Origin of the sequence: Haloarcula sp. JP-Z28 (assembly GCF_011440255.1) — an archaeon.
In the GTDB taxonomy this organism is placed as follows: domain Archaea; phylum Halobacteriota; class Halobacteria; order Halobacteriales; family Haloarculaceae; genus Haloarcula; species Haloarcula marismortui.
This window is the reverse complement of the sequence record NZ_JAAOHT010000070.1, coordinates 1-22,992: the sequence shown is the minus strand read 5'-3', so window position 1 is coordinate 22,992 and position 22,992 is coordinate 1. Positions and strand designations below refer to the sequence as shown.

Here is a 22,992-nt window from a genome sequence, read left to right as displayed (position 1 = left end):
AACGTCTCGGTCTCCGCGACATTGAAGAACGACTCTACCGAAGGCTCATTCTGCAGGGTCGCTGAGTCCATACCACCTCAGCATTCACCCTGCTCTTTGGTGTGGTAACTGTTCTATGACACCCTCTCCCTCATGCAATACAACTGGCCGTGACGGACGTTGGTAGTGAACTCAATACTGAAGCCGGAACAGTTGCGGGCGAAGTAACGGTTCCAGCACCGCAACGCAATCTAACTGCCACAGAGCAACTGTCGTCCGAGGAATCGACGACGTATACTGACGTTTTCACTGAACCAGTGTGGTACGCAGTCGAATGTACCGTCGACGGGCGTCAATCATCGGATAGAGAAGTTATGACTCAAGCGATATTCCATCCAGCCCCTCCAGAAAGGGAGTACGTGAACTATCTTCAAGCACTTCTCAGAGATTCAGGTCGAGTTGAACTTGCAGTCGTCACCACCGACAACACTGGCAGGTACACACCGGACATCCCAGAGTGATCTAGCTCGGCTCTTCACCGACTTGACCTATCACCGCACATAACCCGTTCGGAACACGTGCGAACCGAGTCATCCTACCTGCATAGGAATGACAGGAATCGGGTCGTGACTTTCTTACGAAAGGCTCGCTGAAATTATGTATGGTTGGAATAGGGACGCTAATTATTGGAATTACAGTCGCTGTTGCGATGACGCTAACCCTCAGTTTGCTATGTCGCTTACTGAGAGACGCGGATGGTCTGTGAGCCGTCGATTTGCTGTACGAGTTGAAAAACTACTGGTGGAATTCAGCAGAGAATTCTGTCAAATTCGTGTGTCCGAACATGAAATCATGACCTGGCCTATTTCCCAACCGGCAGCAAAACTCGATATGAGACCAATGAGCGAACACCATTGTCCGGATTGTGATGTCCAGATGGAAAAGACGAACGCAACTGCCGAAGGAGTCGGAGACCTCTATGTTGAAACTGAGCGAGATGGTGGTGTACTGGATCGTCTCGGTGTCGGGCACCAAACTCCGCTCCATGCATTCCTCTGTCCGAAGTGTGGACTGACGAAACTCTATGCCGACCTCTCCGAGTAGATTGTCAAAATTCTCGACTGACTTTTGCGAGATATGCGCGTTCTATTCAGCGCTTGGCATTGTACCGTGCTTCGAACAAGTCAATTCGACAGCTGCTGAATTTAGAGGATGAGGTCAGCACGACATCCTCATCTCTTTCACGCTAAAACCAACGAACCAACTGTTCAATAGACGGGCGGAATGTGCACCACAAACTAATTCAGAATGTGACCTGAAGTGAATTTATGCGCGCCCTCCAAAAGCCCCTGAACACACCGACACTCTCTGAGTCAAGCATCGTCCTGATTGGTCTCCTCCTGACGATTGTTGGCCTTACATTCCGAGATACGGCCGGCATTACATCGCTGCTTGCCGCAGTAGGGGTTGGACTCGTGATTGCTGGAACAGTCTATCTGGCTGTCGAGGCGTCCGAAGTCGTCCGCCTCTCGCTGGTCTTTATCGCACTCGTTGCGATGCCACTGCTTGCCTATGGCGGTATTGTCCAATGGATTGGCGGACTCATGATTGGAACCGTTGCCGGTAGTGCGCTGTACAGACGAGTTTCGAAGTAAGCGAGCGGCCTCCTCTCTGTGCTAGCCGATTGGTATAACCAAATTTTCGGTCACTCCAATGCTACATCCGTGTGTATTGACCACGACCAAGGTAGTATGTATCAGCTGATCATCCGTTCCAGTTTAGCGGAAAAACCAGTCGCTATCTGTTGACCACATCAGTCCGAACTAACTCCTGACTCGATGGGAACTACCGACAATGATGGCCTACCCTCCCAATATTTAATCTTTTCTACGGTCTGCGCACCGCTGGGGACCGGTGGTCGACTTTATCATACCAGCTAGTCGCCAATAACACATGACCGGCAATACTCCGTCACGCCGTCGCGTACTCCGGGGCTGTGGCGCAGCCCTCACTGCGGGCATGGCAGGGTTCAGTGCTGGCTGTAGCGGCTTGCCGCCACTCGGATCGGCAGTCCGGTACGGCGACGTCAACGTCCCCAAACGGAACCTCCCGACCTACCGCAAGTGGCTCCCTGCACCGACCGAGGTCCCCGATGACTCGGAGATGGACGAGAGCTACGACGTGATGGTGTATGACCCACCGGCCGGCGGCGACCCGACGTGGGCCAGGCAGTCAATCGCGCGTAGCATCGTCCTCTGGCACGCCGACTACGTGGGCGTGCACGTGGACGACGTTGATCTCGCTGTCGCGGGCGAGAACATGGCGGTCCTGCTCGGGGACATCAACCCGGCCGCGGTCGCCGAGACCGTCGAGGAGACGAGCTACGAACCGTCCGAAGCAATTGGCGAGTACGACTGTTACGATCGGGACGAAGAGCGCGTCGTCGCTGTGGGCGGGGACGCGCTCGTGTTCGGGAACGGCACAGCAGCCCGCGATGTCGTGGCCGCGACGGTCGGAGCCGCCGCCGGCGACGTCGCACGCTACCACCAAACGGACAGCGATTTCACCGTCTTGAGCGACGAGGCCGGCTACCGCCGCTGGGCGTGGCTCGTCCCTCGCGCCGGGGCGGGCACTTGGGGGAACGCCGAGGGCGTCCGGGGTGACACCATCGGATGGGCGACAGCGTTCGACCACGACGCCAACGGCGTCTACTACGTCGAAACGTGGCTGTTTCCGACGGGGTACGAAATCACGGACTCCGCGGTAAAATCGTCGCTCAACCAGCGCGACCGGGCGCTCGACGCACGCGCCGTCGACGTGACCACCGGCGACCGGACCGCGACCATCGAGATGCGACTGCGGAGAGACAGCTTCCGCGAAGAGTACGGGGTCGGGTCGTATCTGGTCCCCCACGTGACCTGGCGCGCCACCCGTGACGCGGATGCCCAGCGGGTGTCGTTCCACCACGAGGGCGGTGACGCCGTCCGAACGGCGAGACTTCGCGTCGACGGGCCGGGTGCCGAACCCATCAGTGACTTCCCTGACATCGGCGAGCGGGTCGAAGCCGGCGAGTCCGTCTCCGTCCCGACGATGGCCTTCGACGAGGAGGGGGCAGTCAGGCTCGCATATGTGTCGGTCGACGGCAACCGATCCGCCTCGCTGTACGACTACCATCTCCGATGAGTCCCCAAGCAACCGGCACGGCGGTCCGCCGACCCACCAGGACACCGATAATTATGACACCAGCACGCGACGGCCCGGGCGTGGGCGAGGACCCGACACTCGAGACAGTCGTCGAACTCCTCGACGACGACCACGTCCGGGCGGTTCTCACGGCGACGAGCGGTGAGCCAATGAGCGCACGGGAACTGAGCGACCGCTTGGACATCTCCCAGGCAACGGTGTACCGACGGCTCGACCGGCTGACCGACGCCGGACTGCTCGCCGAGCGGACCCGCCCGCGGGCGGACGGGCACCACGATACGGTGTACGTTGCCAGCCTCGACGAACTAACTATCCGACTCCGGGATGAGCAATTAGAATTCGAACTTGACCGGCGGGGCGAGGACATCGCCGACCGACTCACGCGGCTTTGGGAGGAGTTCTGAGATGGTGCTGGACCAGTTCACAACGTCCGGCCTTGTGGAGACTGCGATCACGGCGGTCACGGCGCTGGTGGGGCTCTACATCGGCTACCAGGCCTACCGCGGGCTCCAGCGACACGACAGCTCGCCAATGCGGTATCTCTCGGTCGGACTCATCCTTCTCTTCGGCGTGACCTACGCCATCGCCTTCACCGGCAACGCGGTGTTCCGACTCGGTGTGACACCGCTCGTGTATCAGGGCTACTTCCGCATCTTCGTGCGACTGATTCAACTCGCCGGTGTGAGCTCTATCGCCTACTCGCTGTATCTCACACGGTCGGAACCACCGACAGGCAAGTGAGTCCCTATGAAGAAAGAACGCCGCGTCCCCCCAAGCGTGAAGCCTGATAGCGTTCGCGTAGACGTGTTCGCCGCCGTTCGTTGACTTGGCGTTCTCGAGGCAAAGTGATCGTGCTTGTCGCCCCACTCTCGATCGAGCCATTTGACAATCGGTACAAGAGACAATAGACCACCCGCTGGATCGGTACAGAAGTACATACTTCACATAGTCGAGTGAGTTACAGACGAGAGCAGATGTGGGTTAGTGGGCGTCGTCTACGCCAGTACAATCCCAGCACCGACGGCGATAGATGTCGGGGCGAGACCGGCGAGCGCGATTGTCGTCCGGTCGCGACATCCGTCAGAGTCGCTATCGGAGTCAAACCCACCGAGGTCGGTCAGAACGCCCAGACCTACAGCGACCGCAGAGAGGCCGCCAGTGAGAGCCAACATCGTCCAGATTTCGAGTCCGGTCTGTACGACTTCTCGTGCAGCCGTCCCGGCGAGAAGGACGCCAGTTACTATCGGGGCCGCGGCTGTTGCTTTGTTGGAGGGCATCAGTGAGACCTCTGATGCGCTTCTCAAAAATGTGGTGATGCCGCTCCGCGGACAGTGGCCAGTACAGTGAGAGCGAGTTGCGTCAGGTTGTGTTGTTCGGGTCGAGCGCGTAGTAGACGACAGTCATTGAGACGCCCATCGCGATCGGGCCGAAACTTCCATCCCCCGGCAGCAAGTTTCTGACAGCGAATACGGCCACCGCGGAGATGAGGCCGACGAGCAGAGCGTACGAGAGGCGAGAGAGACCCCGTACTCGGTTGTCCAGTCTACGGTACAGATGTTGGAGGGCATCCATATGCCCGAATACCGTCAGCGGAGGGATACCTCTTTTTGTTAAACACGCAGATCCAGTGAACAACTGGTTCATCCCACAGTGCTGAAATCAACTCTGTGAGAACTGTCTATTGACTCCGTCTCTGTGTATTCGATTTGTCCCGTGTGAGTTCCGTATTCACGGTGGCAGCTCTCTCCAGAGAACTGGTCCTGCTTATCCCTGTAATCAACATCTCACTCTCAGAGTGGGTCGGTCTCGAACTCAGAGTTACCTATCCAACCCTTCGGGAAAGTAAAGTTGCTGGCTCTCAATGATAGTGATAGTTGACTGACTACGGCTATGAAACACACAGGCCAACCCCCCCTCCCAGACTGGGTTCAAAGTGCCTACCAGACACTCGAGAGAGCGTACGATTCAGGTACTGACGAACTTGCTATGACCGAAGCGCATGAGTTCCTTCTAGCCGAGTCTGAGGATATTGAGGAGCACGCTGATGCAGTATACGTGGTTGGTCGGCTTCTTGACCGTGGCTGGCTCTACGAGGTCGATGGCCAACTCCGCAAAACTGAGTAACACAATCCTATCGGCCACGGTTATGGTATCCTTCAGCTATAGAGTGATAATTAACAATAACCCGTTGTACCATTGCTCCGAACGCTGGTTGAGTATGAGACATACTCCCAGTAGATAGTTCGGTGTAACTACAGGGTCTTTCTGTGGCTCTATCCAAGAGCGACAGCGACCTCTATCGGTAGAAAGTTCGAATCTCGATGAACGACAAGGATTGAAGAAGTAGATCCTGACATGAAGGTCACCGAAAAGGGGGTCGACCGAAGTATCTGGAAAGACGTGTAATTCATCGAGGAGAGTTTCGACTGGATAACTGAAGGGACAACGTTGGTAGCAAAAGAATGGAACCATAGTTGCCAGTACTGCCAATAAGACTGGTATTTATATACCACTCTCACTCCACTATTGCCAGTAACGGCAAAAGGATGAATAGAGAGGTAGAAGCGTGATAGTTTCTAGTCCACTTACTGTCACTTTTTCTGCAGTACTTAATTGGATTTTCTCTAGTGCGGGTCTAGTTTTTTATCGATTATATTAAAAGCATCGTTATATAGAAGAGTCATCAACCCCTTTCAGTTGTTGCGGCGGTTTACTGGCAATAGTGGAGTGTGTGTGTTTTATAAATGGGCCCAATACTGGCATAACTGGTTCGAGTGGTGGGTTAATGGTGATACTGGAACCCTTGGTTTTATTATAGTCCTTCGTTTTGAATCCACCTATGGGCCGATTCAATCGAGAATCGTTCATCATCCAGGACAAAGATGTTCTCCGGGATGATTATCAACCAGAAACACTTGAGGAGCGAGACGAAGAACTCGATGAATACGCGGCCGCTCTCCGTCCTGTCATTCAGGGCTGGCAACCGAACAACGTCTTTCTCTACGGCGTTACCGGCGTCGGAAAGACAGCTGCGACACACAATCTGCTTGAGGAACTGCAGGAATCCGCCGAAGAGTACGATGACGTCGATCTCAACGTTATCGAACTCAACTGTACCGGCTGCACCACGTCTTATCAGGTGGCTGTTAATCTCGTGAACGAGATACGCTCTCCTTCTCATCCTCTAACCACAGTCTCCTCCACGCGCGAACCTATAAGCGAAACCGGCTATCAACAAAAACGGATTTTCAACGAACTCTACACCGACCTTGAGTCGATCGGTGGGACCATTCTCGTTGTTCTAGACGAGATCGATAACATCGGCTCGGATGATGATATTCTGTACGAGCTTCCACGAGCACGCTCACAACTAGATCTCGATGTCAAAATCGGTGTAGTTGGCATCTCGAACGACTTTAAATTCCGAGAAAACCTCTCTCCGAAAGTCAAGGACACTCTTTGCGAAGAGGAAATCTTATTCCCTCCCTATGACGCCAATGAACTGCAGAATATTCTCAAGCAGCGAGCTGATATTGCGTTATACGACGATGTCTTGGAATCTGACGTAATTCCGCTGTGTGCGGCGTTCTCCGCACAAGACTCTGGATCTGCTCGGCAGGCGTTACGATTACTTCGGAAAGCCGCTGATATCGCCGAAAACGATGCGATGGCTGGTGGAGAGGCGAAAGTCACCGAAGAAGACGTCCGAGAGGCCGAGCATCAGATTCAGCGACAACAGGTAGTCGAAGGGATGCATTCGTTAACCCGGCAGGGGCAGTACGTGTTGCTGACTGTTTGTCAGTTAGCGGCCGAAGGAGAGACACCAGAACGAACGAAACTGATCTATGAGCGGTATCAGGAAGTTCTTCGAAACCACGGTAGTGAACCGCTGAAACGAAGGAGAGTACACGACCATCTCTCGGATCTGAGCCTTCACGGAATTTTACGGCTAGTCGACTCATCGAGTGGACGCGGGAACTACAACGAATACGAACTTGATGTCTCTCTCTCGTCGGCTCTTGATGCACTGGAAAGTGAACTGGGAGAGCTTGACGATATCCGTGAAACTGCAAAGCAACATCGGATTCTGGAGTGACTTCGGAACCGCCAACACCAGTACTGCCAATACCCTCTCCACTTCTGCCAGTAGTCACTTAACCCCCAGTGCCAGTTTCTCCAATACCCTCTCCACTTCTGCCAGTATCATCTAAATACCTCAAAAGTGACTTTATCTCCCGACACCACTGTTGCCAATAATATCTATCCCATTCCAGTACCTCGGTATTATTGGCAGTGGTGGAGTGTCTGACGAAATACCAGAACTAACAACATAACTCGATCATCGGAGGAAATGAGGCCGATATGAACGACCTCACTTGTTGGGACTGACCAGTTCCTTGATTTTGATCGTGGCCTTCGACTAGGGGTGTTCGTCTTGGTGGTCGGAATCGGTGGAATCCTCATCGGTGCCGTCCCAGCGGTTTTCGAGTTGGCCGGCGAACCCGCCATCGGTGATTTCGTCACCGCACTGTCCAATAGCATCCTCTTCATCTTCGTCCATGGGATTATGGCATCGGCATACCGCCAGGTCACCGATGCAAGCGATGGCTTAGGCGGTACTGGCACTTCCGCGGCTGCTGGCACCGGCACGGTTCTGGAGTCGTGACCGCTCTCAACTGAACGGTCGTTGCTGATTTGTTGAGTTCACTGACTTCGAGGCGGTTCACGAGAGGCAACGAATGTATTTTGGCAATAGCGGGACACTGTCTGAACATATCGAATGGCTGTACTTGATGATCTCTCTGGGTTTGAGTTTGAGGATCTGATAGAGGATGTCTTCCGAAATCTTGGCTACGAAAACGCCCGACAGGCCAAGAAGACAGCTGACGAGGGGCGGGACGTCATCATGGAGGAGGTCGTTGACGGTACCCGTAGAGCGATCATCGTCGAGTGCAAGCACACGAGCACGGTCGGCCGGCCGGTCGTCCAGAAGCTCCACTCGGCCATTGCGACGTTTGACTTCGATGGCCCGAAGCGCGGGATGGTTGTCACCACCGGCCGGTTCACGAATCCTGCCCAGGAGTACGCAGACCGACTCCAGCAGAACGATGACCCCTATCCTATCGAACTAATCGACGGCGAAGCCCTCCGAGAGATTGCCGACGAAATTGGCCTTGATCTCTATAACGGGCGCATCGAGATTCTCTGTGACGAGACGCTGCGACCGTACGACCCGGCTGCGGATGTCGACGCGCCCGTCCAGGCGGCCTTCCGCGATATCGAGAACATCGAGCCTGCTGACCTTCCGGCGCCGCACTCGCAGGTGACGTTTCGCCCGGTGATCGCGATCACTGCTGACACTAATGCGGTCTTCGAGACCTCTGTTGGTGTCATCCACCGGATCAACGATCGTACGCAGTTCGTTGTTCACGCCGAACGTGGACATCCAAAGATGGCAGACGACGATGTCGCGACGTTGGTCACCGAGAACTTCCACGCGACGGTCGAGCTCGATACTGAGCGGTTTATAGAGGTCTTTGACGACGTCGACGAGCGCCGATTCGGCCAGACCCAAACGGAGTACAAGGAGTGGGCTGTCGACCGGCTTCAGGACTATCACACGACGACGGTGACCTATACCGGTGGCAACAACGTCACGTACAACAAGACGTGTGAGCCGAATCTCTCGGACATCTCAGTGCAATCGATTGAGCCGGTGTATCTACCTGAGGTTCGACAGACGACAGAGATACTGGAATACTCGTATCCGTACGAATACTATGCTGCTGGCCCCTCACGGGTCACTCTGGAGGACGGGATTCATCGGTGCGTCCACTGCGAGACGAGCGGTGTCGACGAGACGTACACTTACTGTCCGAACTGTGGGGCCATCGCCTGCAACAGCCATATCAAAACAGAGCGGCTGGAAGATGAGCCAGTCTGTACAGGTTGTGCAGTCACCGAACGGTTCTCGCTGAAGACGAAGTATTTCTACAACAAGGAAAACCTCGAGGCATTCCGTGAGGAGTATGCCGAGATGGGACTCCACGAGAAGGCGATGGAGAACAAGCTCCTGGCTGGTGGAGGCGTGGTGGTGACGCTGTTAGTTGTCGTTGGACTTCTCGTAACGAGTGGCGTCATCTAACCTGTCGTGGCGGGCTGTCCAATTGTGTGGTCTCTGTGAACCGCTCCTGACCACTGTTTCGCGACTCGACCAATCGGCTCGAATGTGTGTCGGTGAGTAAGACCACGATTCTTGGGGTGGAAGTCCGGTCTTAGTGATTCGTTTGTACCTCCCGATTTGAGTGAGGTGAGTACTCAAACAGAGGTGTCACGCCTGGGAATCCGCTCTCACGGTGACGCATCGACTTCTAACCAGCTGCTACCGCTCGCATAGCAGCGCAGACGCGTGCAGTGGCGTCGCTGTCCCGTCGCACTCAACGGCGACGTGAGGACGACTAGCCACGCGAGCACCCACTATCATCGACTTATGAGACCAACAACGCTTGAAGAAGCCATCTTCGACCGCTGGGGCCGGGCGTGCGTAATCTGCAGTCGAACCCCAGACGAATGGCTTGACACAGATCTTGGAGCGCGACGGCAAGACAAACTCTCGTTGCATCACGTCAACGGCGACGAAACTGACCAGCGAGTAGAGAACGTGATTCCGCTGTGTCAGAGCTGCCATGTCCACGTCCATCGCGTCGACGAACCACCCTACCGGAAATGGCACCGCCAACTCCCGCTCGAGCACCGCCACGCCTGGAATGCTCACTACTCCGAGTACTACGAAGGCCCACGCCTGACTCGTGCAGAAGCCGAACGGCGTTTCGGCGACGATGCAGGCGTCCCAGAGAGCGTCAAATACCTCGAACACGAACGTGAGGGCTTCGATCCCTCCGAGTTCGAGGCCGACGATCCAACCGGGGATCCCGCTGGGACCGATGATCATGTCGTTGCCGATGGTGGTGACGATACTGCGACAGCGGGTGAGGACTGCACCGACACCGACTCCGGGGAGGCAGCTGCCAACGACGACGACACCGATCACGAGGCCGATGAGGACGGAGCTGACGATGACTGACACCGACCCAACCGACCCGGATCGCGACACCACGCCGGGCCGCGGGCCGGGACAGGGTGACTGACTCGAGGTCAGTATCTAACAAGCGCTCGACGACTGGGGCTCCGCCACCAACCGGCGCGTTGCTCTCGTTGCTCAAGAGGCTGCTGTCGGAACCGTCGTCAGGACCCTCGGAACGAACCTACAGACTACTTTGTCACCAAGTGTAGTGACTGGAAGTCCCGGCTGATCGGACGGCCACTAGGCGTATACCGAAACGGGATCGCATGCTTTCGTCGTCGTGCACGAGCCAAGCGGGATACCCTCTCCGACGACTCACCGTCGTAACTGCCGACTCTGTAACCGTAATTATCGGGTTAGACCACCTCTTCTCCCATCAAACGCCGTTTTTGGCAAAATACTGACCTTCTTATACCGATAGGGATAAGCTCCGAGTAAGTATGCCCTGGTAGCGTGGAGAAGCCACCTGTCGCGTGCGGCAGGTGGAGGACAGAAAAGGTTGCAGCCCATGTAGGTCGCCGAATAGGCGATCAGGCCGTCACCGTGGTTCAGGCCGCTCTCTCCGACTGGGGAGTGGGTGTCCCGAACGTCGGTCGGCTGCCAAAGGAATCTGGAGTACATGGTTCACTCGGGGCCACCCACTGTGCCGCTCCGAGGCGGATGTCGACGGGGAAACCCTGTCGATAGTGAGCAACACTGTAGCTACCCCCCACCCCCAGCCGCTAGGCCGTCGATTACGCTCTGCTTTTTTTTACTGGCGACGGGAGTTACCCCCGATGGAAGTACAGATCTTTGTGCTGCGGAACGATGAGTTAAATCAGTCGCAAGTGAGCGATCGTGTAGTTTGCTCCAGTGTTCACAGTGTGCGCTGACAGCGACGTTGCGATGTGGTGTTGGTGACGTGGTGTTGTTCGAAGACTGTTTGATGAGGGTCGCCGCGAGAAGAACTGTTTGTATCTCCCGAATGGGGTGAGGTGGGTTGCAAACGGGTGTGTTGGCCACCTACCAGCACGATTGCTCGCTGGTGTGGTCGCCCCGGTTTCCCCGCCTCTAAGTTGTATGCATTGTCTCACCCAGTGGCAACACATCGCCACCACGTCGTATCGAGTCTTGACCGACCCCAGCGAACCGTTGGGAGAGCTGCAGTGACACGTCGTTACCGCCCCACACAGAGACAGACGACCCGCGAAGAACTCGAGATGCAACTCGTGCAAGCACTCACGCGATGTGAGTCGACTGTCGCCCGTGCGCATCTGGAGGAAGCCCTAAAACAGTGCCGAGCACTCCCGCCGACGCCGCTCGTCGAGTGCCCGGTCTGTGGCCGCACTGGGCTGCCTGAACGGATCCGGATGCACGATTGCCCAACAGCGGCTCGCGACAGCTGAAAACACCTGATTCACCAATTTATAGATATAATTAGCATATACAGCCAGATATTAGAGAGTTACGAGACTGCTTTGAAGTATTTTCTGATTAAGTCTTAAAATATATCTCAAATAGCCACCATATATAGTGAAAGTAACTATAATAATTTCAGTCTTGCCTATTAGGTGGACAAATTGAATGGGCTAAGCCTTCGCTTCGGCGGCCGGGTACTGCTCCGGCCGAATTGTTTGAAGACCTTCACCAGGGACATCGCTGGCGGTTCGCCAGCTGATCGCTGGTGACACCACCAGCGTGTATCGCTTGTTGCGTACTCGTGTATAGGGCGTGGCGTACGCGTGACACGTCGTGGTTCCACGTTTCGCCTGCGAAGAGAACAGCGCCTCTGTCTCGTCCTCGTCGCCGTAGTAAGGATCGAGGTGAAATTCGTTGACGGCCTCTGTCTGCCGATCAGGCAGTGTCTCAAGAGCCTGTCCCCGACTGTCTCAACCGAGTCAAGCTCGATCTGGTCAGTGGCCGGACGGGCACGAAGTGGCGGACACAATTGCTAGGTAACTGAGCTCGATTCTCTTTTTGTCGACACTGTTGGATCGGTTTGCCGAATCGTGTAGCAGTATCTTCAGCCGATATCAGGTGACGGGCAGTGTGGAATTCTTGGACAGGCTCATAAATATCAAAACATCATTTCTAATAGATGTCCTAAGATCCCGAAACACGGGGAAAATGTATGTGACTACCAATCCATAGAAACGAAAATTGAGCTATCACTCAGATATGCAACCATACATAACATTTGTACTGTTGTTATTGAAAAGTATGCACCCCCCTATCAGGGATTCAGCTCTGATTTGATAGATTATCGTTACAGACCGTCTCTCGATCGTATCTAGCAGTTCAGCGTTGAAGCAGCACCTCGCTACAAGAGCAGTCGAAAAAACTTTGAGCTCGACAGGAAGCAGTTCGACATCACCGACGTCTTCGAGGAAGTCCCGCACATGGTTCGCTACGAAGGCGTCGAGGAACGTCGGAAAGACTGGATGACGGTCCTCACCCGCTTCGACACCGAAACCATCGACCGGTCTCCTCTCTCGAACCTCCTCGAGACCATCATTCAAGCCGACGGTGCGGTTCTCTTCCAGGCCATCTTCGAGCCGCGCTCTGACTGGTCGCCGAAAGCTCAGCGGCAGAAAGGACGGCTCAAACGTGGCGTCCACACGACAGGCGGGATGATCATACGAAGCGTTCTTGACGCACTGATGGGCGTCTCCGATGAAGAGAAGCGGGAACGACACCGTGGGGATACCCCGGAAGAAGTCGGTGGCTCAATCATGGACTCACAGGTCGACGGCCAGCGTGCCGGGCAGAGTCGGATGGCGCAGATCGACCTGAAGAACCCCAGCCACACCTACAACGTCTCGCTCCGAGCGGCAGCACAGTCTCAACGGACCGCTGAGAATCTACAAGACTCGCTCAACCAGATGAGCGGACAGTTCTACTCTGTCGACGGAAAATATCTCGGTGAGAACGAGAACGAATACAAGCGGATGCTCAATCACGGGATCACATACCCCAACGGCTGGGAAATGATCACCCGGCGGAAACCAATACTCGTCTGCAACATCGAAGAGCTCGCCAGCTTCATCACGGTGCCATCCATCGACGCACTTCCGAAAGCCAGCCGTGGCGGGACCGGCGGGAAGCCGAAAGCACAATCCGCGCTGACGTCTCCGAACGAGGAAGTGTTCCGCAAATTCTCGGACGGAATGACCATCGGGCACGCAGTCACAGCCCTACGCGATGATACCGAAAACTCGCGAGAAATCAGTGCAATCGAAAGCGTAAACGAATGGTGGGCGGAACTCAGCAAGCGAGACGCGCTGGCGCTCTCTGCGGGCGACCTCACGCATCACTACATCCGCGCTGCAACGACGGGGAGCGGAAAGACGGTCGCGACCCTGAACGATATGCTCACTACACACGAGAATCTGCGGGGACCGACCATCCTCATCGACCCGAAAGGCGGTGAGATGTGTCGGAACTATCTACGGTGTCACCGCACGCTCTTCGGCGACCTCGACGACGTCGAGTACATCAAGGTGCCCGAAGAGGGCGGAAACATCCCCGGCATCCCCTTCTTCGACTTACGTCCGCTCACTCGCGCGGCTGGTCGCGAACGTGAAACCGCGATTCAAGACATCATCGATCACTACTTCCAGCTGCTACGCTTCGTCCTCGGGCGGGATACAGTCGACCAAGCATTCGTCGCGAACGAGATCCTCACGAACCTCATCAAAGCGTTGTTCGACGAGGAGAATGGCTCAGACTACTTCACGGTTGGAGACCTCTTAGACGCTGCCCAAGACTTCCAGCACTACGGCCGGTCCATCGAAGATCTTGAAGAAGCCAGTCAAGAGCAGATCGACAAGGCGTTGCCAACAGCCGAGGATGAACAGGTCCGTGGGTTCCTCAAATCACATCTTGAGAAGGAAGAGCGGCAGTTCATGAACACGACAGACGCAGTCCTGAACCGGATTCGGAAGCTCAAGGAACGGGACTTCATCTGGGATATGCTCTCCTTCGAGATCCCCGAAGAACACTGGGATGATGAGAAGAACTGGTACAACCGGACGGATGTTCCCATGCTGGACCTGAAGAATATCCTCAACGGCAACAAAGTCCTCCTGATCGACACCGGAAACCTTCATGGAGAAAGCAGCGAGATTTTCTCTGTCTTGTTCCTCTCGCACCTCTGGCGGTCCGTGCAATCACTGTGGACGCCAGACGCCGACGACTACATCGCGAACGTCATCATCGAGGAATCCGCAAACATCGCACGAAACGAGATCGTCTACAACGAACTGCTCCCGAAAGGCCGCGAATTCAATCTCTCGCTGGGACTCATCATGCAATATCCCGAGCAGGTGCTGGGCGAAGACCCACGGGCGAACCGTCGCTCGTATCAGGAAATCCTCAACAACGTCAACACAAAAATCATCGGCAACATCGCGACCGACGATATGTTGGCGGAATCTCTCTTCCACGAAGATCTTGACACGGACGAAATCAAAGACCGCATCGCCGGGCTTCGGCGTGGAGAATGGGTCGTCCAACTCCCGTCGACAGGCTTCCACAAACAGAAGCCAGAAATCCTCACGCTGAAACCACTCCCAATCCCACCGGGACACAGTGAAGGCCCATTCGACGTGTCCTCGAAATCAGAATCCGTTAGAGAAGAGAGTCGAAATCGTCACACTCTGAACCGGGACAGTGAGTACATCAACTCCTCTGCGGGGGCAGACTTCAGCAGTAGCGACTCCTTGGCCGACGACGAAGACGAGGAAGAAGAAGTCGAAGTCGGCGGAGAACTGGAGACTAAGCATGAGGCGTTCCTTGAACTCGTCTTCGACGCGCTAACTGACGGGGCAAAGAACTACAGCCTCAGCGATCCGATGACACAGCTCCCGTTCAGCGATGCAGCGAAAGACCTTGACGATTGGGACTTCCTTGAGAAGGTCTCAATCGGTCAGAACAAGTTCTACTACATCCCAACAAAGGACGCAGAACTATACGCCGATAACAACTCACTGTCTCCAGATGAAGGTGGAGAATTAGGAGACGAAAGCCCAGAACACCGCCTGGGGGCGAGATTCGCAGGAACCTACTACGAACAACAGGGCTACGATGTCACGCTCTACGGCGACATCAACGACAGCGGGAACAAGACGGATGTCTTTGCGAAATCCACGAAGCAGTCACCTACTGATCGAAACAAACTCATCGAGGTGGAGACCAGCCCAGAGAAGAAAGGGCATGTCCTCGATGACTACGAGGCCCTCAAAGAGGGCTACGGTGATGTGGTCTGGGTCGTGGAGAACTACGACGAAGCGATTACGCTCTTGGAGAAGTTGAGCGAGGAGGTCGACGGACTCCCGACAGGCCACAGCGCACAGAACATTCGAAGAGTGAGCGAACAGCTCGATGATCCGGGCATCTCGGAGATTCACACGCTGAACTCGCTTCGACAAGACATCGAATAGCCCCGGAACCCCTCTTCTCGAAACACTCGCTGACGTCCTACAACAGAACGTTTCTTCAGTCAACTCTCTTTCTGGGGGGAAAGGAATATACTCCTCTCGTTTGAACGTAGGATTGCAGTATGTCAGAAGACACTGCTGGAGAGAGCGGTCCAGAAGAGGATAGTACGCCGAGTGAAGAAGAAACTCAGCCAGACGGTGGAGTGTCTGCAGAAGACTCAGGTTCGTTCTCCGAAGATGGCGGCGAATCCGAACTCACCGAGGATGCAGATAGTGGAGAGCCTGATAACCCTGACGAGCTCATCGACGAGATCTCGGACTCTCTCGCCGACGACGGCTTCGGTGTCTTCCACGGACGCGAGTTCATCTCGCTCCGGGAGAACGGCCAGGTTGCACCGAACTCTACCGTCTCCCAACAGCACCTCAAAGGAAAAGAGGCGGTCATCCTCGCGTACAACGAGAACACCAACGAGATCGCAATCATCCCGCTTGAGCAAAACTACGACCGGACGAACGTCTACTCGCTCCAGTGGAGCGATGACCGCGTCTCCATGTCGGTGGGCGGGTTCCTCAAGCAGAACGACATCAAGCCAGACCAGACGATGCGGTACCCGCCAGAGTGGGACGAAGACATCGGGAACGAACACGTCCCCGGTGGGCTCGTCGTCGACCTTGACCAAGAGGGCGAGGTCTCTCCGGTTGCACACAGCGGGACGGACGAGGACGATGAGGAAGTCGAAGCGTAACCAGAGTCGTTGAACCTGTTCCACAGTTCGCCCAGCCTTCGCTTGGATGGAGTGGACGCAAAGCTCAACGACACTCCACAGCAGCCATTCTGTTCAGACAGGCCAGTATCCCAGATGCCGGTAGCCACCGGGCCGACAGCACCATCCATCCCGCCCCGGCACGCAGACACTGATGCCTACCACCCCCGGCGTTTTCGCAATCTTCGCAGAATCTGTGCGCGATCCACTCGCAATCCTCGCAGAATCTATGCGCGATCCACTCGCAATCCTCGCAGATGTTGTTCGCATCGGTTGGGGAACGTCTCCGCGTCGGCATACACACGGCAAACCTCGGGGGGCGCGTCGATACCACGTAGCTGGTGGCCCGGTCCTCGCGTGAGCATGAGCCTGAACCAGCACCAGCCGTCAATCAAGCCCCGAACCTCACCGGATACCACCACCCGTATCACGATTCTTATACTAACGGCAGCCAGAACGTCCTCTAATTACCAGACGGCAGCCGAAATCACCGGCACGCCTCATTAGATGTGTAATTACCGGACGCATCCCCAGTTTGGATGTTCTCTCATTACACCCGAAACTGGATCGGCGACTGCCCCGAAGCAAACCGTAATTACAAGACGGCGTCCGGTTTGCGCCCGTTCCTCATCAAACCGCTAATTACACGACGGGATGCGGATTACGGGGGGTTCGTGATTACCGGGATTTTCGGCGTCTACTCCCGCCGACAGCAACTGTAATTACAGGACAGCAGCAGGATTGACGTGCCCACTCATTAGATAGCTAATTACGGTACGGCGGCGGGATTTGGGGTGGTCGTAATAACCCATCAACCAGCGGCTCAGAACACCCCTAATTACCAGACTGCAAGCGAATACGGCCTACCCATATTATCTTATGCGTTTGAGCCTACATTTCTACTAATTACGGTACGGCGGCAGAATTGGCGGGGTAAGTTATTACTCTTAGGGGGCCGACTTCGGCCACATACGTTCAGCCACAGGCTCAGATTCAATTATGGGGCCTATACAGTAATCTCCTCGCGTCTAATATGACCAGCCGAATTCACACAATTAGGGTTCAAGGGAGATGAAGTTCCAGTAGGTAGTCGCGTGGCGGACAATTCGAGGCGGAGCCGGGGGGCAGGCACAGCAAGGGGGGCAGAGAGGGAGTGGACAGAGAGTAGACTACCAGATTGCTGACACTGGAGGGAACCCTGGGGGAGCGCACGAGTGGCGGAAGTGGAGATCGGCTCAAGGCGACGGTGACTGGAGACGACGAGCGACGAAGACGAACAGGGGAGCGACAAGCGGCGGGAACGAACACAGGACCGAGATGCGAAGACGGACCAAGAGCGAACGGCGTCAGGAGCTGGGGACCGACCAGCGGAGAGAGACGACTGGTGAGCGACCGGTAGGGAAAGACGACTGATGAGCGAGCAGTGGAAAGAGACGACTGGTGAGCGAGCAGTGGAAAGAGACGACTGGTGAGCGACCGGCGATAGAACTAACCAGCAACGCAACCGGCAGGGGTGGATGACTGGCGGAGTCGGAGCGACGAGGCAGGACAGACTGGACGCGGCGAGGACGGGGACCGACTGCGGTCACGCGGCGGCGACGAGAGACGGGATCGACTGAGCGTAGCGAGGTGGGGAATCAACGTCGCGGCGAGCGGCGGTGGACCGACCAGGAGCGAACAGCAGAGGGAGAGGGCAGCATCGCGAGGCGAGAGGGATGGGGCGAGGTCTCGAGACACGGCAGGATGGGGAGAGACTGCGGCGGCAAGACTACAGGGGCGGCGGCGACAGCGACGATGGGAGTGAGTGCGCCGGCGACAACGACAAGACTGATGGCGAGTGCGAGAGTGCGGGTAGGGGGTGGGAGCGACAGCAACGATAGAGGTGGGGCGAGAGCGAGAACAACGGCAACGAAGGCGAGGACGACAGCGACGAAGGCGAGGGGAGCCGGGATAGCCCAGGAGCGATGGGTGGAGGGTCAAGGACGTGGACGGCGATCGGCGACGACACGACACGGCTCCGGGGGGACAGCAGACAGCACTCGACGGGCGACAGCACTCGACGAGTGACACAGTGGTCCCCCTTCTGGGCTCAGGAGAAGGGGGTGGGCGCGTGGAAGTGGTGGGTGGGGTGGGTGGTGGTGGAGGGCAACATATCTCGCTCCCCGCGTTGCCGTAGGCGGGCCTACCAGGGCGGAGCCGAGAAGTCGTTCGGGGCGGGGCCGTAGTGCTGGCACAGGACGGGGCCGAGTGCTGGCGCGGCGGCGGGGAGTAGCCGGGGCCGGCAGACGAGAGGGTAGAGGTCGGGGTCGGCATCCAGAAGGGGAGAGTCTCGACGCAGCCAGCGGGGTTGTCGACCCGAGTCCCACGGCCGAGTGCGGCACGAGAAGACGAGGATTCGACCAGGGGGCGTCCAGCGAGACGAGCAGTAGGTGGAAGCGGAGGGCAATCACTTAGTACGCAGAGCCAGAAGCCAGCGGGTATGGGCGAACGCATTAGCTCGTACGTTGGAGAGGACCTTGTCGATACGATCGTGGCCGTAGCAGAGCACCATGACATTTCGACCAGCAAGGCCATCGAGTTGCTGCTGGTTGAGGGGGTGCAAGCACGGGAGATGCGCTACCGGTACGAACAACTGGACGCGAAACTCGACGTCCTTATCGAGAGTCTCGGCGGGGAGCCGGTCGCGGCGGAAGCAGTCGAGGAGCGATTCGAGCGGGTCGCGGAGCGGGGACTGCCCGGCGGCGTCACTGGTGTGGACTTGACCGACAGCCCGACTCCCTACTTTCAGAGCGCAGGCACTATCCCGGATCGAACGGACGAGGAAGAAGCCCTCCATGAAATCGTCCTGAAAGAACGCGAAGCAGTGGAGGGAGGCGGCAGCGTCGAACAGGGTGCGGACGACTGACCAGCGGAAGAGAGACGGCGGAGTGGTCGGAGTGGTGTTGAAAGCCCTCGGGTCGCTCGCGCTCGCTCAGCGGGATATCCTTCCGGAGGATGATAGGGCCCGCTGAGGCGAGTACGATAAACGCGAGCGGCCCTCGCCCTTTCAGTCCACCAGGAACCGCAGGGTCGCACGCTACGGGGCGAAACAGAAGTCACGCGAACTGAACGAGACTGTTCCTTTGTGCCCCTCGTCCAGAGTGAAAGGGATCACTGATGGCAGCAACTCAGGACGATACGACCTTCGTGGAAACGCCGACCGACTACGAGACGCACAGCCTCGACAACGAGCACGTCATCGAACTCCATATCGGTGGTGTCGAACGACGGCCGGCGACGACCATCGCCCAGCAACTCTCGCTGTTCGTCGAAACGCACGACCCCCATGTTCTCCTTCGGCTTCTCGACGCACTGGAGTTCGGCGTCGATGATACAGACGAGCTGGCAGTCGGCATCGGCACGCCGGCGGCAGGCCCGGAGTGCGCCCGACCGATCGAACTCGAAGTCGAGGACATCAAGCACGACGAGGCGGAGGCGATCGTCGATACGTTCGACCAGCTGGTCGCAGCGCGGTTCGCCGACGAGGACGCGGCGGAGTCGTTCCTGAAAGCGGTCGAAGCAGCGACGGGTGACCAGCCTCGGTCGATCGTGCGGCTGGTCAAGAACGACGGGAGCCGGCGGGATGCGCTCGAGTGGCACACCGACACCGACGCGGAGTTCGAGACCAAATAGCGGTCCCGGCGAGACTGCCTCCCTGCCCTCGGAGAACTCGGTTGTCGATGTTCCCCGACACCCCGCACCGCTGGAGCGGCGACTCCAACAGGTCTCGTCGGTCACCTGCCGTCCGGTCCGGTCGGCGACGGACTGCCGGAGATCGTCGGCGCGATCAGCTGGCTGGTTTCTGCCCTCCAAGTGGGAGTGGAGAGTGTCCTCCATGAGCGAGCAACCAGCCATCGGCGGCACCGGCACGGACAGCACTGACAGCGAGCGGCTTCGGCAGGAGGCCCAGCGGATGGGCGCTCCCGTCGGGACGGCGACGGCAAGCACCCACCGCGAGCGAACGGGGGCGCAGCGATGACGCTCGCGACAGTGGCGACAGACTGGGAGCACGACCGGCGGGGCGTCCCAGCCGACGAGGTCGAAGGTGTTCCAGACGACGCGACGACGTGGGGGTGCACAGAGCGCACCGACGAAGACGATATCCCGACAACCATCACCATCTACAACGCCAGCGAGGACGGCGGCTACGTTACCGTCGCCGTCGACGATGACCTCGAAGGGGTCGAGGAGTACAGCAACGTCGGCGCGGCGGCTGTCGGGGCGATGGACCTGATGGACAAATTTGGAGCCGGCGAGTAGTCGTTTCTATCACCCGACAGGAGTGGAGGGTTCACAAATCAATGAGCGTCACCTGCACACGAGCGACATCCGACGAGAGCACGACTCGAGTCGTCAGCCCCGGTCGAACAACGAGCGACAAGGCCACCCGCGAAGCCATCATCCTCGGTGATCCCACCGGCATCGGTTACGCCGTCGTTCTCCCCCCTGTGACGAGAGACACGCAAGGGGCGATGAACGCTATCGCGGCACAGACGCCATTCGTCGCGTACCGGCGGCCAGCCGACAAGCCGACGACCTACGACTCGGTCGAAACGTTCCTCCGGGAGCATCCGGAGGGAGAGACGCTCCGCCCCATCCTCAACCGGCACTTCAACTACACCGGCTGATTAGAACCGAACCGGTGCCAATTTCTATCCCGCGATTGGGGCGACGGATGAGCGAGAACTGCAACTACTGCAGACGGCGGTCCAGCAACGAGTTCGTCTTCCCTGATGGAACGGGTGAGCCAATCGACAAATGGTGTGCCCATCCGACCAGCACGACACAGCCCGGGCACAACGGTGACCCCGAAGGCCTCTTCTGACCACCAGCAGTTCTAGCCACCCAACACCCCATGAGCGATACCACTGATCTCGAGACGATTGACATCCCTGATCTTGGCGATGTACCATCGCCGCAGGCCTGTCGCGAAGAACGGGATGGACGCAAGACAACGAACCACATCAATTCGAAGTGCCCCGTCTGTGGGGCCGGGCCGTACAATCAGTCGATCACATCGGGTTAGAGTAAGCGTCTGCTTGGAGAGGATGTGCAGTCAACCCAAGCAGACAGCGAGATAGAGGAAGAGCACCTGCTTAATTTTGTCGTCAACAGCCTCGAAGAGGAGCTTACGGTAGACCTCGACGAGAACGTAGAGGTCACGACAGAGACATTGTGCGAGGTCCTCGCCGGCGCCAGCGCCGGCGGGACCTCAATCAACCACGTCTGCGAAACGACTGACGACTCACCGCACGCCAATACCGTCCGTGGACATCTCACCGATCAGTTTGAGCTTGATTCGGTTGAAGCGGTTGGAGACACGCTGTTGCAACGAGATGCGCTTGAGACACTTCCAGATCGACCGGTGGAGGTCTGCGCAGACCTCCACCTCGACCCCTACTACGGTGATGAGGACGAAACCGAGGCTCTGTACTCCTCACAGGCCAAGCGTGGCACAACGACATTCCATGCCTATGCGACGCTCTACGTGCGCGTACGCAACAAGCGGTACACCTTGGCGGTTCGCCAGCTTGTCGCTGGCGATACCACCAGCGATGTCCTCGGCGAGTTTCTGGAACTGCTTGACGGCCTTGACCTGGCGTCAAGGCCGTCTACCTCGATCGAGGGTTCTACAACAGCACCTGTCTCAAGCTACTGTACGCACACAATTACGCCTATGTGATGCCGATCGTCAAGTGGGGTGAGACGATCCAAGGCAAACTCAACAGAGGCTGGAGCCGCGAGATCGAACACGATCTCGCTGGCGAGGTGACGTTCCCTGTGTTCATCGACTGCGTATACCAGCAGGGACGGTACGACGAACACGGGGTGGCGCGTCACGGCTACGCCGCTGACGCGCCGTTTATCGACACGCCACGAGATGCACGAGAGCACTACAGCAAGCGCTTCGGCATCGAATCAAGCTACCGATTAGCCAAGCAGAGCCTCGCTTTCACCAGTTCTCAGGATGCTGGACTGCGGCTGGTGATGTTTGTAGTGAGCCTACTGCTCCAGAACAGCTGGCGGTATCTCCATTGGAGATACGTGGCGGCGCCCCGCCGCGGGGGGCGCCGCCTCTTACAGTGGTCGTTCACGGAGTTCTGCGAAATGACGCTTCGCGCAGCTTGGACGGCACTTGGTGTCCGCAGGTCTGTTCCAGCGAACCAACCACTTGACGACCGGTTCTTCAGGTAGCTGTCCCAGCTAGGACAGCGGGCGTGAGTGGCGACACTGTCGCGTCGGCGGCGATCCGCCGCCGACAGCGACTCCTCACCGCCAAAACTCACTGTCCATCTCACTTCGAGAACTGGCCAGGCACCGTAGACACAGATTCAACTTCTACTGGAAGGGTTTGTGGGCTTTCGATGTGATCGACTGAGTCTTTCACTCGGTACCAGGAGTGTCAGCGTTGTCTGACGTATGATTTATACCATTCGCACAAGACACTATATGCGTATGATACGGGTGATGCAATGACGCGAGTGGCAGTCGGGATGCAGAAGGG

At 57.1% G+C, this 22,992-nt stretch carries 20 protein-coding genes and 2 pseudogenes; 18 read left to right on the top strand and 4 right to left on the bottom strand.

The genetic code is table 11. The features are described 5' to 3' along the window. Nucleotides 1-1,307: 1,307 nt before the first annotated feature. The 4 genes from G9463_RS19285 (at nucleotide 1,308) to G9463_RS19270 (ending at nucleotide 3,924) form a co-directional block, all read left to right on the top strand. Nucleotides 1,308-1,634: a hypothetical protein gene (locus G9463_RS19285; protein WP_165897575.1), complete on the top strand. Its 327-nt coding sequence runs from the start codon at nucleotides 1,308-1,310 to the stop codon at nucleotides 1,632-1,634. 298 nt (nucleotides 1,635-1,932) lie between these two features. Next, nucleotides 1,933-3,162, top strand: a complete 1,230-nt coding sequence (locus G9463_RS19280; protein ID WP_165897574.1) for a hypothetical protein — start codon at nucleotides 1,933-1,935, stop codon at nucleotides 3,160-3,162. Nucleotides 3,163-3,215: 53 nt separating this feature from the next. Continuing rightward, nucleotides 3,216-3,587, top strand: a complete 372-nt coding sequence (locus tag G9463_RS19275; protein WP_240150083.1) for a helix-turn-helix domain-containing protein — start codon at nucleotides 3,216-3,218, stop codon at nucleotides 3,585-3,587. Between the two features lies 1 nt (nucleotide 3,588). After that, a complete protein-coding gene (locus G9463_RS19270) occupies nucleotides 3,589-3,924 on the top strand; it encodes a hypothetical protein (protein ID WP_165897572.1) in 336 nt (111 codons plus the stop codon). Between the two features lie 254 nt (nucleotides 3,925-4,178). On the opposite strand, the gene G9463_RS19265 is transcribed toward G9463_RS19270, so the two are convergent. Together G9463_RS19265 and G9463_RS19260 are read right to left on the bottom strand one after the other, a co-directional pair. Then, complete coding sequence (locus tag G9463_RS19265; RefSeq protein ID WP_165897571.1) at nucleotides 4,179-4,460, bottom strand: hypothetical protein; 282 nt, start codon at nucleotides 4,458-4,460, stop codon at nucleotides 4,179-4,181. Between the two features lie 82 nt (nucleotides 4,461-4,542). Then, a complete protein-coding gene (locus G9463_RS19260) occupies nucleotides 4,543-4,755 on the bottom strand; it encodes a hypothetical protein (protein ID WP_165897570.1) in 213 nt (70 codons plus the stop codon). A gap of 414 nt (nucleotides 4,756-5,169) precedes the next feature. Here G9463_RS19260 and G9463_RS19255 point away from each other — a divergent pair, with 414 nt between their 5' ends. Further along, on the top strand, nucleotides 5,170-5,307 hold the full coding sequence (locus tag G9463_RS19255) for a hypothetical protein (RefSeq protein ID WP_007190695.1): 138 nt from the start codon (nucleotides 5,170-5,172) through the stop codon (nucleotides 5,305-5,307). A gap of 715 nt (nucleotides 5,308-6,022) precedes the next feature. Beyond that, complete coding sequence (locus G9463_RS19250; protein ID WP_007190696.1) at nucleotides 6,023-7,279, top strand: Cdc6/Cdc18 family protein; 1,257 nt, start codon at nucleotides 6,023-6,025, stop codon at nucleotides 7,277-7,279. Between the two features lie 324 nt (nucleotides 7,280-7,603). Here the strand turns inward: G9463_RS19250 and G9463_RS19245 are convergent, their stop codons facing one another. After that, on the bottom strand, nucleotides 7,604-7,744 hold the full coding sequence (locus G9463_RS19245) for a hypothetical protein (RefSeq protein WP_160164352.1): 141 nt from the start codon (nucleotides 7,742-7,744) through the stop codon (nucleotides 7,604-7,606). Nucleotides 7,745-7,963: 219 nt separating this feature from the next. Here G9463_RS19245 and G9463_RS19240 point away from each other — a divergent pair, with 219 nt between their 5' ends. The 3 genes from G9463_RS19240 to G9463_RS19230 all read left to right on the top strand — a co-directional run bounded on the left by G9463_RS19240 (nucleotide 7,964) and on the right by G9463_RS19230 (nucleotide 11,652). Next, nucleotides 7,964-9,328 carry a restriction endonuclease gene (locus G9463_RS19240; RefSeq protein ID WP_165897569.1) on the top strand — a complete coding sequence of 455 codons (1,365 nt, stop codon included), beginning with the start codon at nucleotides 7,964-7,966 and terminating at the stop codon, nucleotides 9,326-9,328. 345 nt (nucleotides 9,329-9,673) lie between these two features. Then, nucleotides 9,674-10,267: an HNH endonuclease gene (locus G9463_RS19235; RefSeq protein WP_007190699.1), complete on the top strand. Its 594-nt coding sequence runs from the start codon at nucleotides 9,674-9,676 to the stop codon at nucleotides 10,265-10,267. 1,145 nt (nucleotides 10,268-11,412) lie between these two features. Continuing rightward, complete coding sequence (locus G9463_RS19230; RefSeq protein WP_205254245.1) at nucleotides 11,413-11,652, top strand: hypothetical protein; 240 nt, start codon at nucleotides 11,413-11,415, stop codon at nucleotides 11,650-11,652. A 222-nt stretch (nucleotides 11,653-11,874) separates the two neighbouring features. Here G9463_RS19230 and G9463_RS19225 read toward each other — a convergent pair. Continuing rightward, a pseudogene (locus G9463_RS19225) lies at nucleotides 11,875-12,164 on the bottom strand (ISH3 family transposase); the annotation flags it as partial. A gap of 481 nt (nucleotides 12,165-12,645) precedes the next feature. Between G9463_RS19225 and G9463_RS19220 the strand changes: the two are divergent. From G9463_RS19220 to G9463_RS19180, 9 genes and pseudogenes are all read left to right on the top strand, one after another. Beyond that, on the top strand, nucleotides 12,646-15,687 hold the full coding sequence (locus G9463_RS19220; protein ID WP_165897568.1) for an ATP-binding protein: 3,042 nt from the start codon (nucleotides 12,646-12,648) through the stop codon (nucleotides 15,685-15,687). Nucleotides 15,688-15,806: 119 nt separating this feature from the next. Next, entirely contained in the window at nucleotides 15,807-16,430 is a 624-nt protein-coding gene (locus G9463_RS19215) for a hypothetical protein (protein ID WP_165897567.1), read from the top strand. A gap of 2,497 nt (nucleotides 16,431-18,927) precedes the next feature. Continuing rightward, complete coding sequence (locus G9463_RS19210; RefSeq protein ID WP_165897566.1) at nucleotides 18,928-19,353, top strand: hypothetical protein; 426 nt, start codon at nucleotides 18,928-18,930, stop codon at nucleotides 19,351-19,353. A 251-nt stretch (nucleotides 19,354-19,604) separates the two neighbouring features. Next, nucleotides 19,605-20,120, top strand: coding sequence for a hypothetical protein (locus G9463_RS19205; protein ID WP_165897565.1), 516 nt, complete (start codon nucleotides 19,605-19,607; stop codon nucleotides 20,118-20,120). Nucleotides 20,121-20,322: 202 nt separating this feature from the next. After that, nucleotides 20,323-20,466, top strand: coding sequence for a hypothetical protein (locus G9463_RS19200; protein WP_165897564.1), 144 nt, complete (start codon nucleotides 20,323-20,325; stop codon nucleotides 20,464-20,466). Next, nucleotides 20,463-20,747 (top strand): hypothetical protein, encoded by a 285-nt coding sequence (locus tag G9463_RS19195; RefSeq protein ID WP_165897563.1) that lies wholly within the window; start codon nucleotides 20,463-20,465, stop codon nucleotides 20,745-20,747. The genes G9463_RS19200 and G9463_RS19195 overlap by 4 nt, the downstream gene beginning before the upstream one ends. A 41-nt stretch (nucleotides 20,748-20,788) precedes the next feature. Next, nucleotides 20,789-21,115 carry a hypothetical protein gene (locus G9463_RS19190; protein ID WP_165897562.1) on the top strand — a complete coding sequence of 109 codons (327 nt, stop codon included), beginning with the start codon at nucleotides 20,789-20,791 and terminating at the stop codon, nucleotides 21,113-21,115. A 47-nt stretch (nucleotides 21,116-21,162) separates the two neighbouring features. Beyond that, entirely contained in the window at nucleotides 21,163-21,312 is a 150-nt protein-coding gene (locus G9463_RS19185; protein ID WP_161618968.1) for a hypothetical protein, read from the top strand. Between the two features lie 225 nt (nucleotides 21,313-21,537). Beyond that, nucleotides 21,538-22,682: pseudogene (locus G9463_RS19180) on the top strand (ISH3 family transposase). The last annotated feature ends 310 nt before the right edge of the window (nucleotides 22,683-22,992 follow it).

Coding starts and splice junctions, on each gene's coding strand:
- G9463_RS19240 (WP_165897569.1), top strand. CDS start 7,964: ATGGCTGTACTTGATGATCTCTCTGGGTTTGAGTTTGAGGATCTGATA.
- G9463_RS19195 (WP_165897563.1), top strand. CDS start 20,463: ATGACGCTCGCGACAGTGGCGACAGACTGGGAGCACGACCGGCGGGGC.
- G9463_RS19200 (WP_165897564.1), top strand. CDS start 20,323: ATGAGCGAGCAACCAGCCATCGGCGGCACCGGCACGGACAGCACTGAC.
- G9463_RS19275 (WP_240150083.1), top strand. CDS start 3,216: ATGACACCAGCACGCGACGGCCCGGGCGTGGGCGAGGACCCGACACTC.
- G9463_RS19280 (WP_165897574.1), top strand. CDS start 1,933: ATGACCGGCAATACTCCGTCACGCCGTCGCGTACTCCGGGGCTGTGGC.
- G9463_RS19270 (WP_165897572.1), top strand. CDS start 3,589: ATGGTGCTGGACCAGTTCACAACGTCCGGCCTTGTGGAGACTGCGATC.
- G9463_RS19220 (WP_165897568.1), top strand. CDS start 12,646: ATGGTTCGCTACGAAGGCGTCGAGGAACGTCGGAAAGACTGGATGACG.
- G9463_RS19210 (WP_165897566.1), top strand. CDS start 18,928: ATGGGCGAACGCATTAGCTCGTACGTTGGAGAGGACCTTGTCGATACG.
- G9463_RS19215 (WP_165897567.1), top strand. CDS start 15,807: ATGTCAGAAGACACTGCTGGAGAGAGCGGTCCAGAAGAGGATAGTACG.
- G9463_RS19245 (WP_160164352.1), bottom strand. CDS start 7,744: ATGGACGAAGATGAAGAGGATGCTATTGGACAGTGCGGTGACGAAATC.
- G9463_RS19190 (WP_165897562.1), top strand. CDS start 20,789: ATGAGCGTCACCTGCACACGAGCGACATCCGACGAGAGCACGACTCGA.
- G9463_RS19250 (WP_007190696.1), top strand. CDS start 6,023: ATGGGCCGATTCAATCGAGAATCGTTCATCATCCAGGACAAAGATGTT.
- G9463_RS19235 (WP_007190699.1), top strand. CDS start 9,674: ATGAGACCAACAACGCTTGAAGAAGCCATCTTCGACCGCTGGGGCCGG.
- G9463_RS19285 (WP_165897575.1), top strand. CDS start 1,308: ATGCGCGCCCTCCAAAAGCCCCTGAACACACCGACACTCTCTGAGTCA.
- G9463_RS19265 (WP_165897571.1), bottom strand. CDS start 4,460: ATGCCCTCCAACAAAGCAACAGCCGCGGCCCCGATAGTAACTGGCGTC.
- G9463_RS19185 (WP_161618968.1), top strand. CDS start 21,163: ATGAGCGAGAACTGCAACTACTGCAGACGGCGGTCCAGCAACGAGTTC.
- G9463_RS19255 (WP_007190695.1), top strand. CDS start 5,170: ATGACCGAAGCGCATGAGTTCCTTCTAGCCGAGTCTGAGGATATTGAG.
- G9463_RS19260 (WP_165897570.1), bottom strand. CDS start 4,755: ATGGATGCCCTCCAACATCTGTACCGTAGACTGGACAACCGAGTACGG.
- G9463_RS19205 (WP_165897565.1), top strand. CDS start 19,605: ATGGCAGCAACTCAGGACGATACGACCTTCGTGGAAACGCCGACCGAC.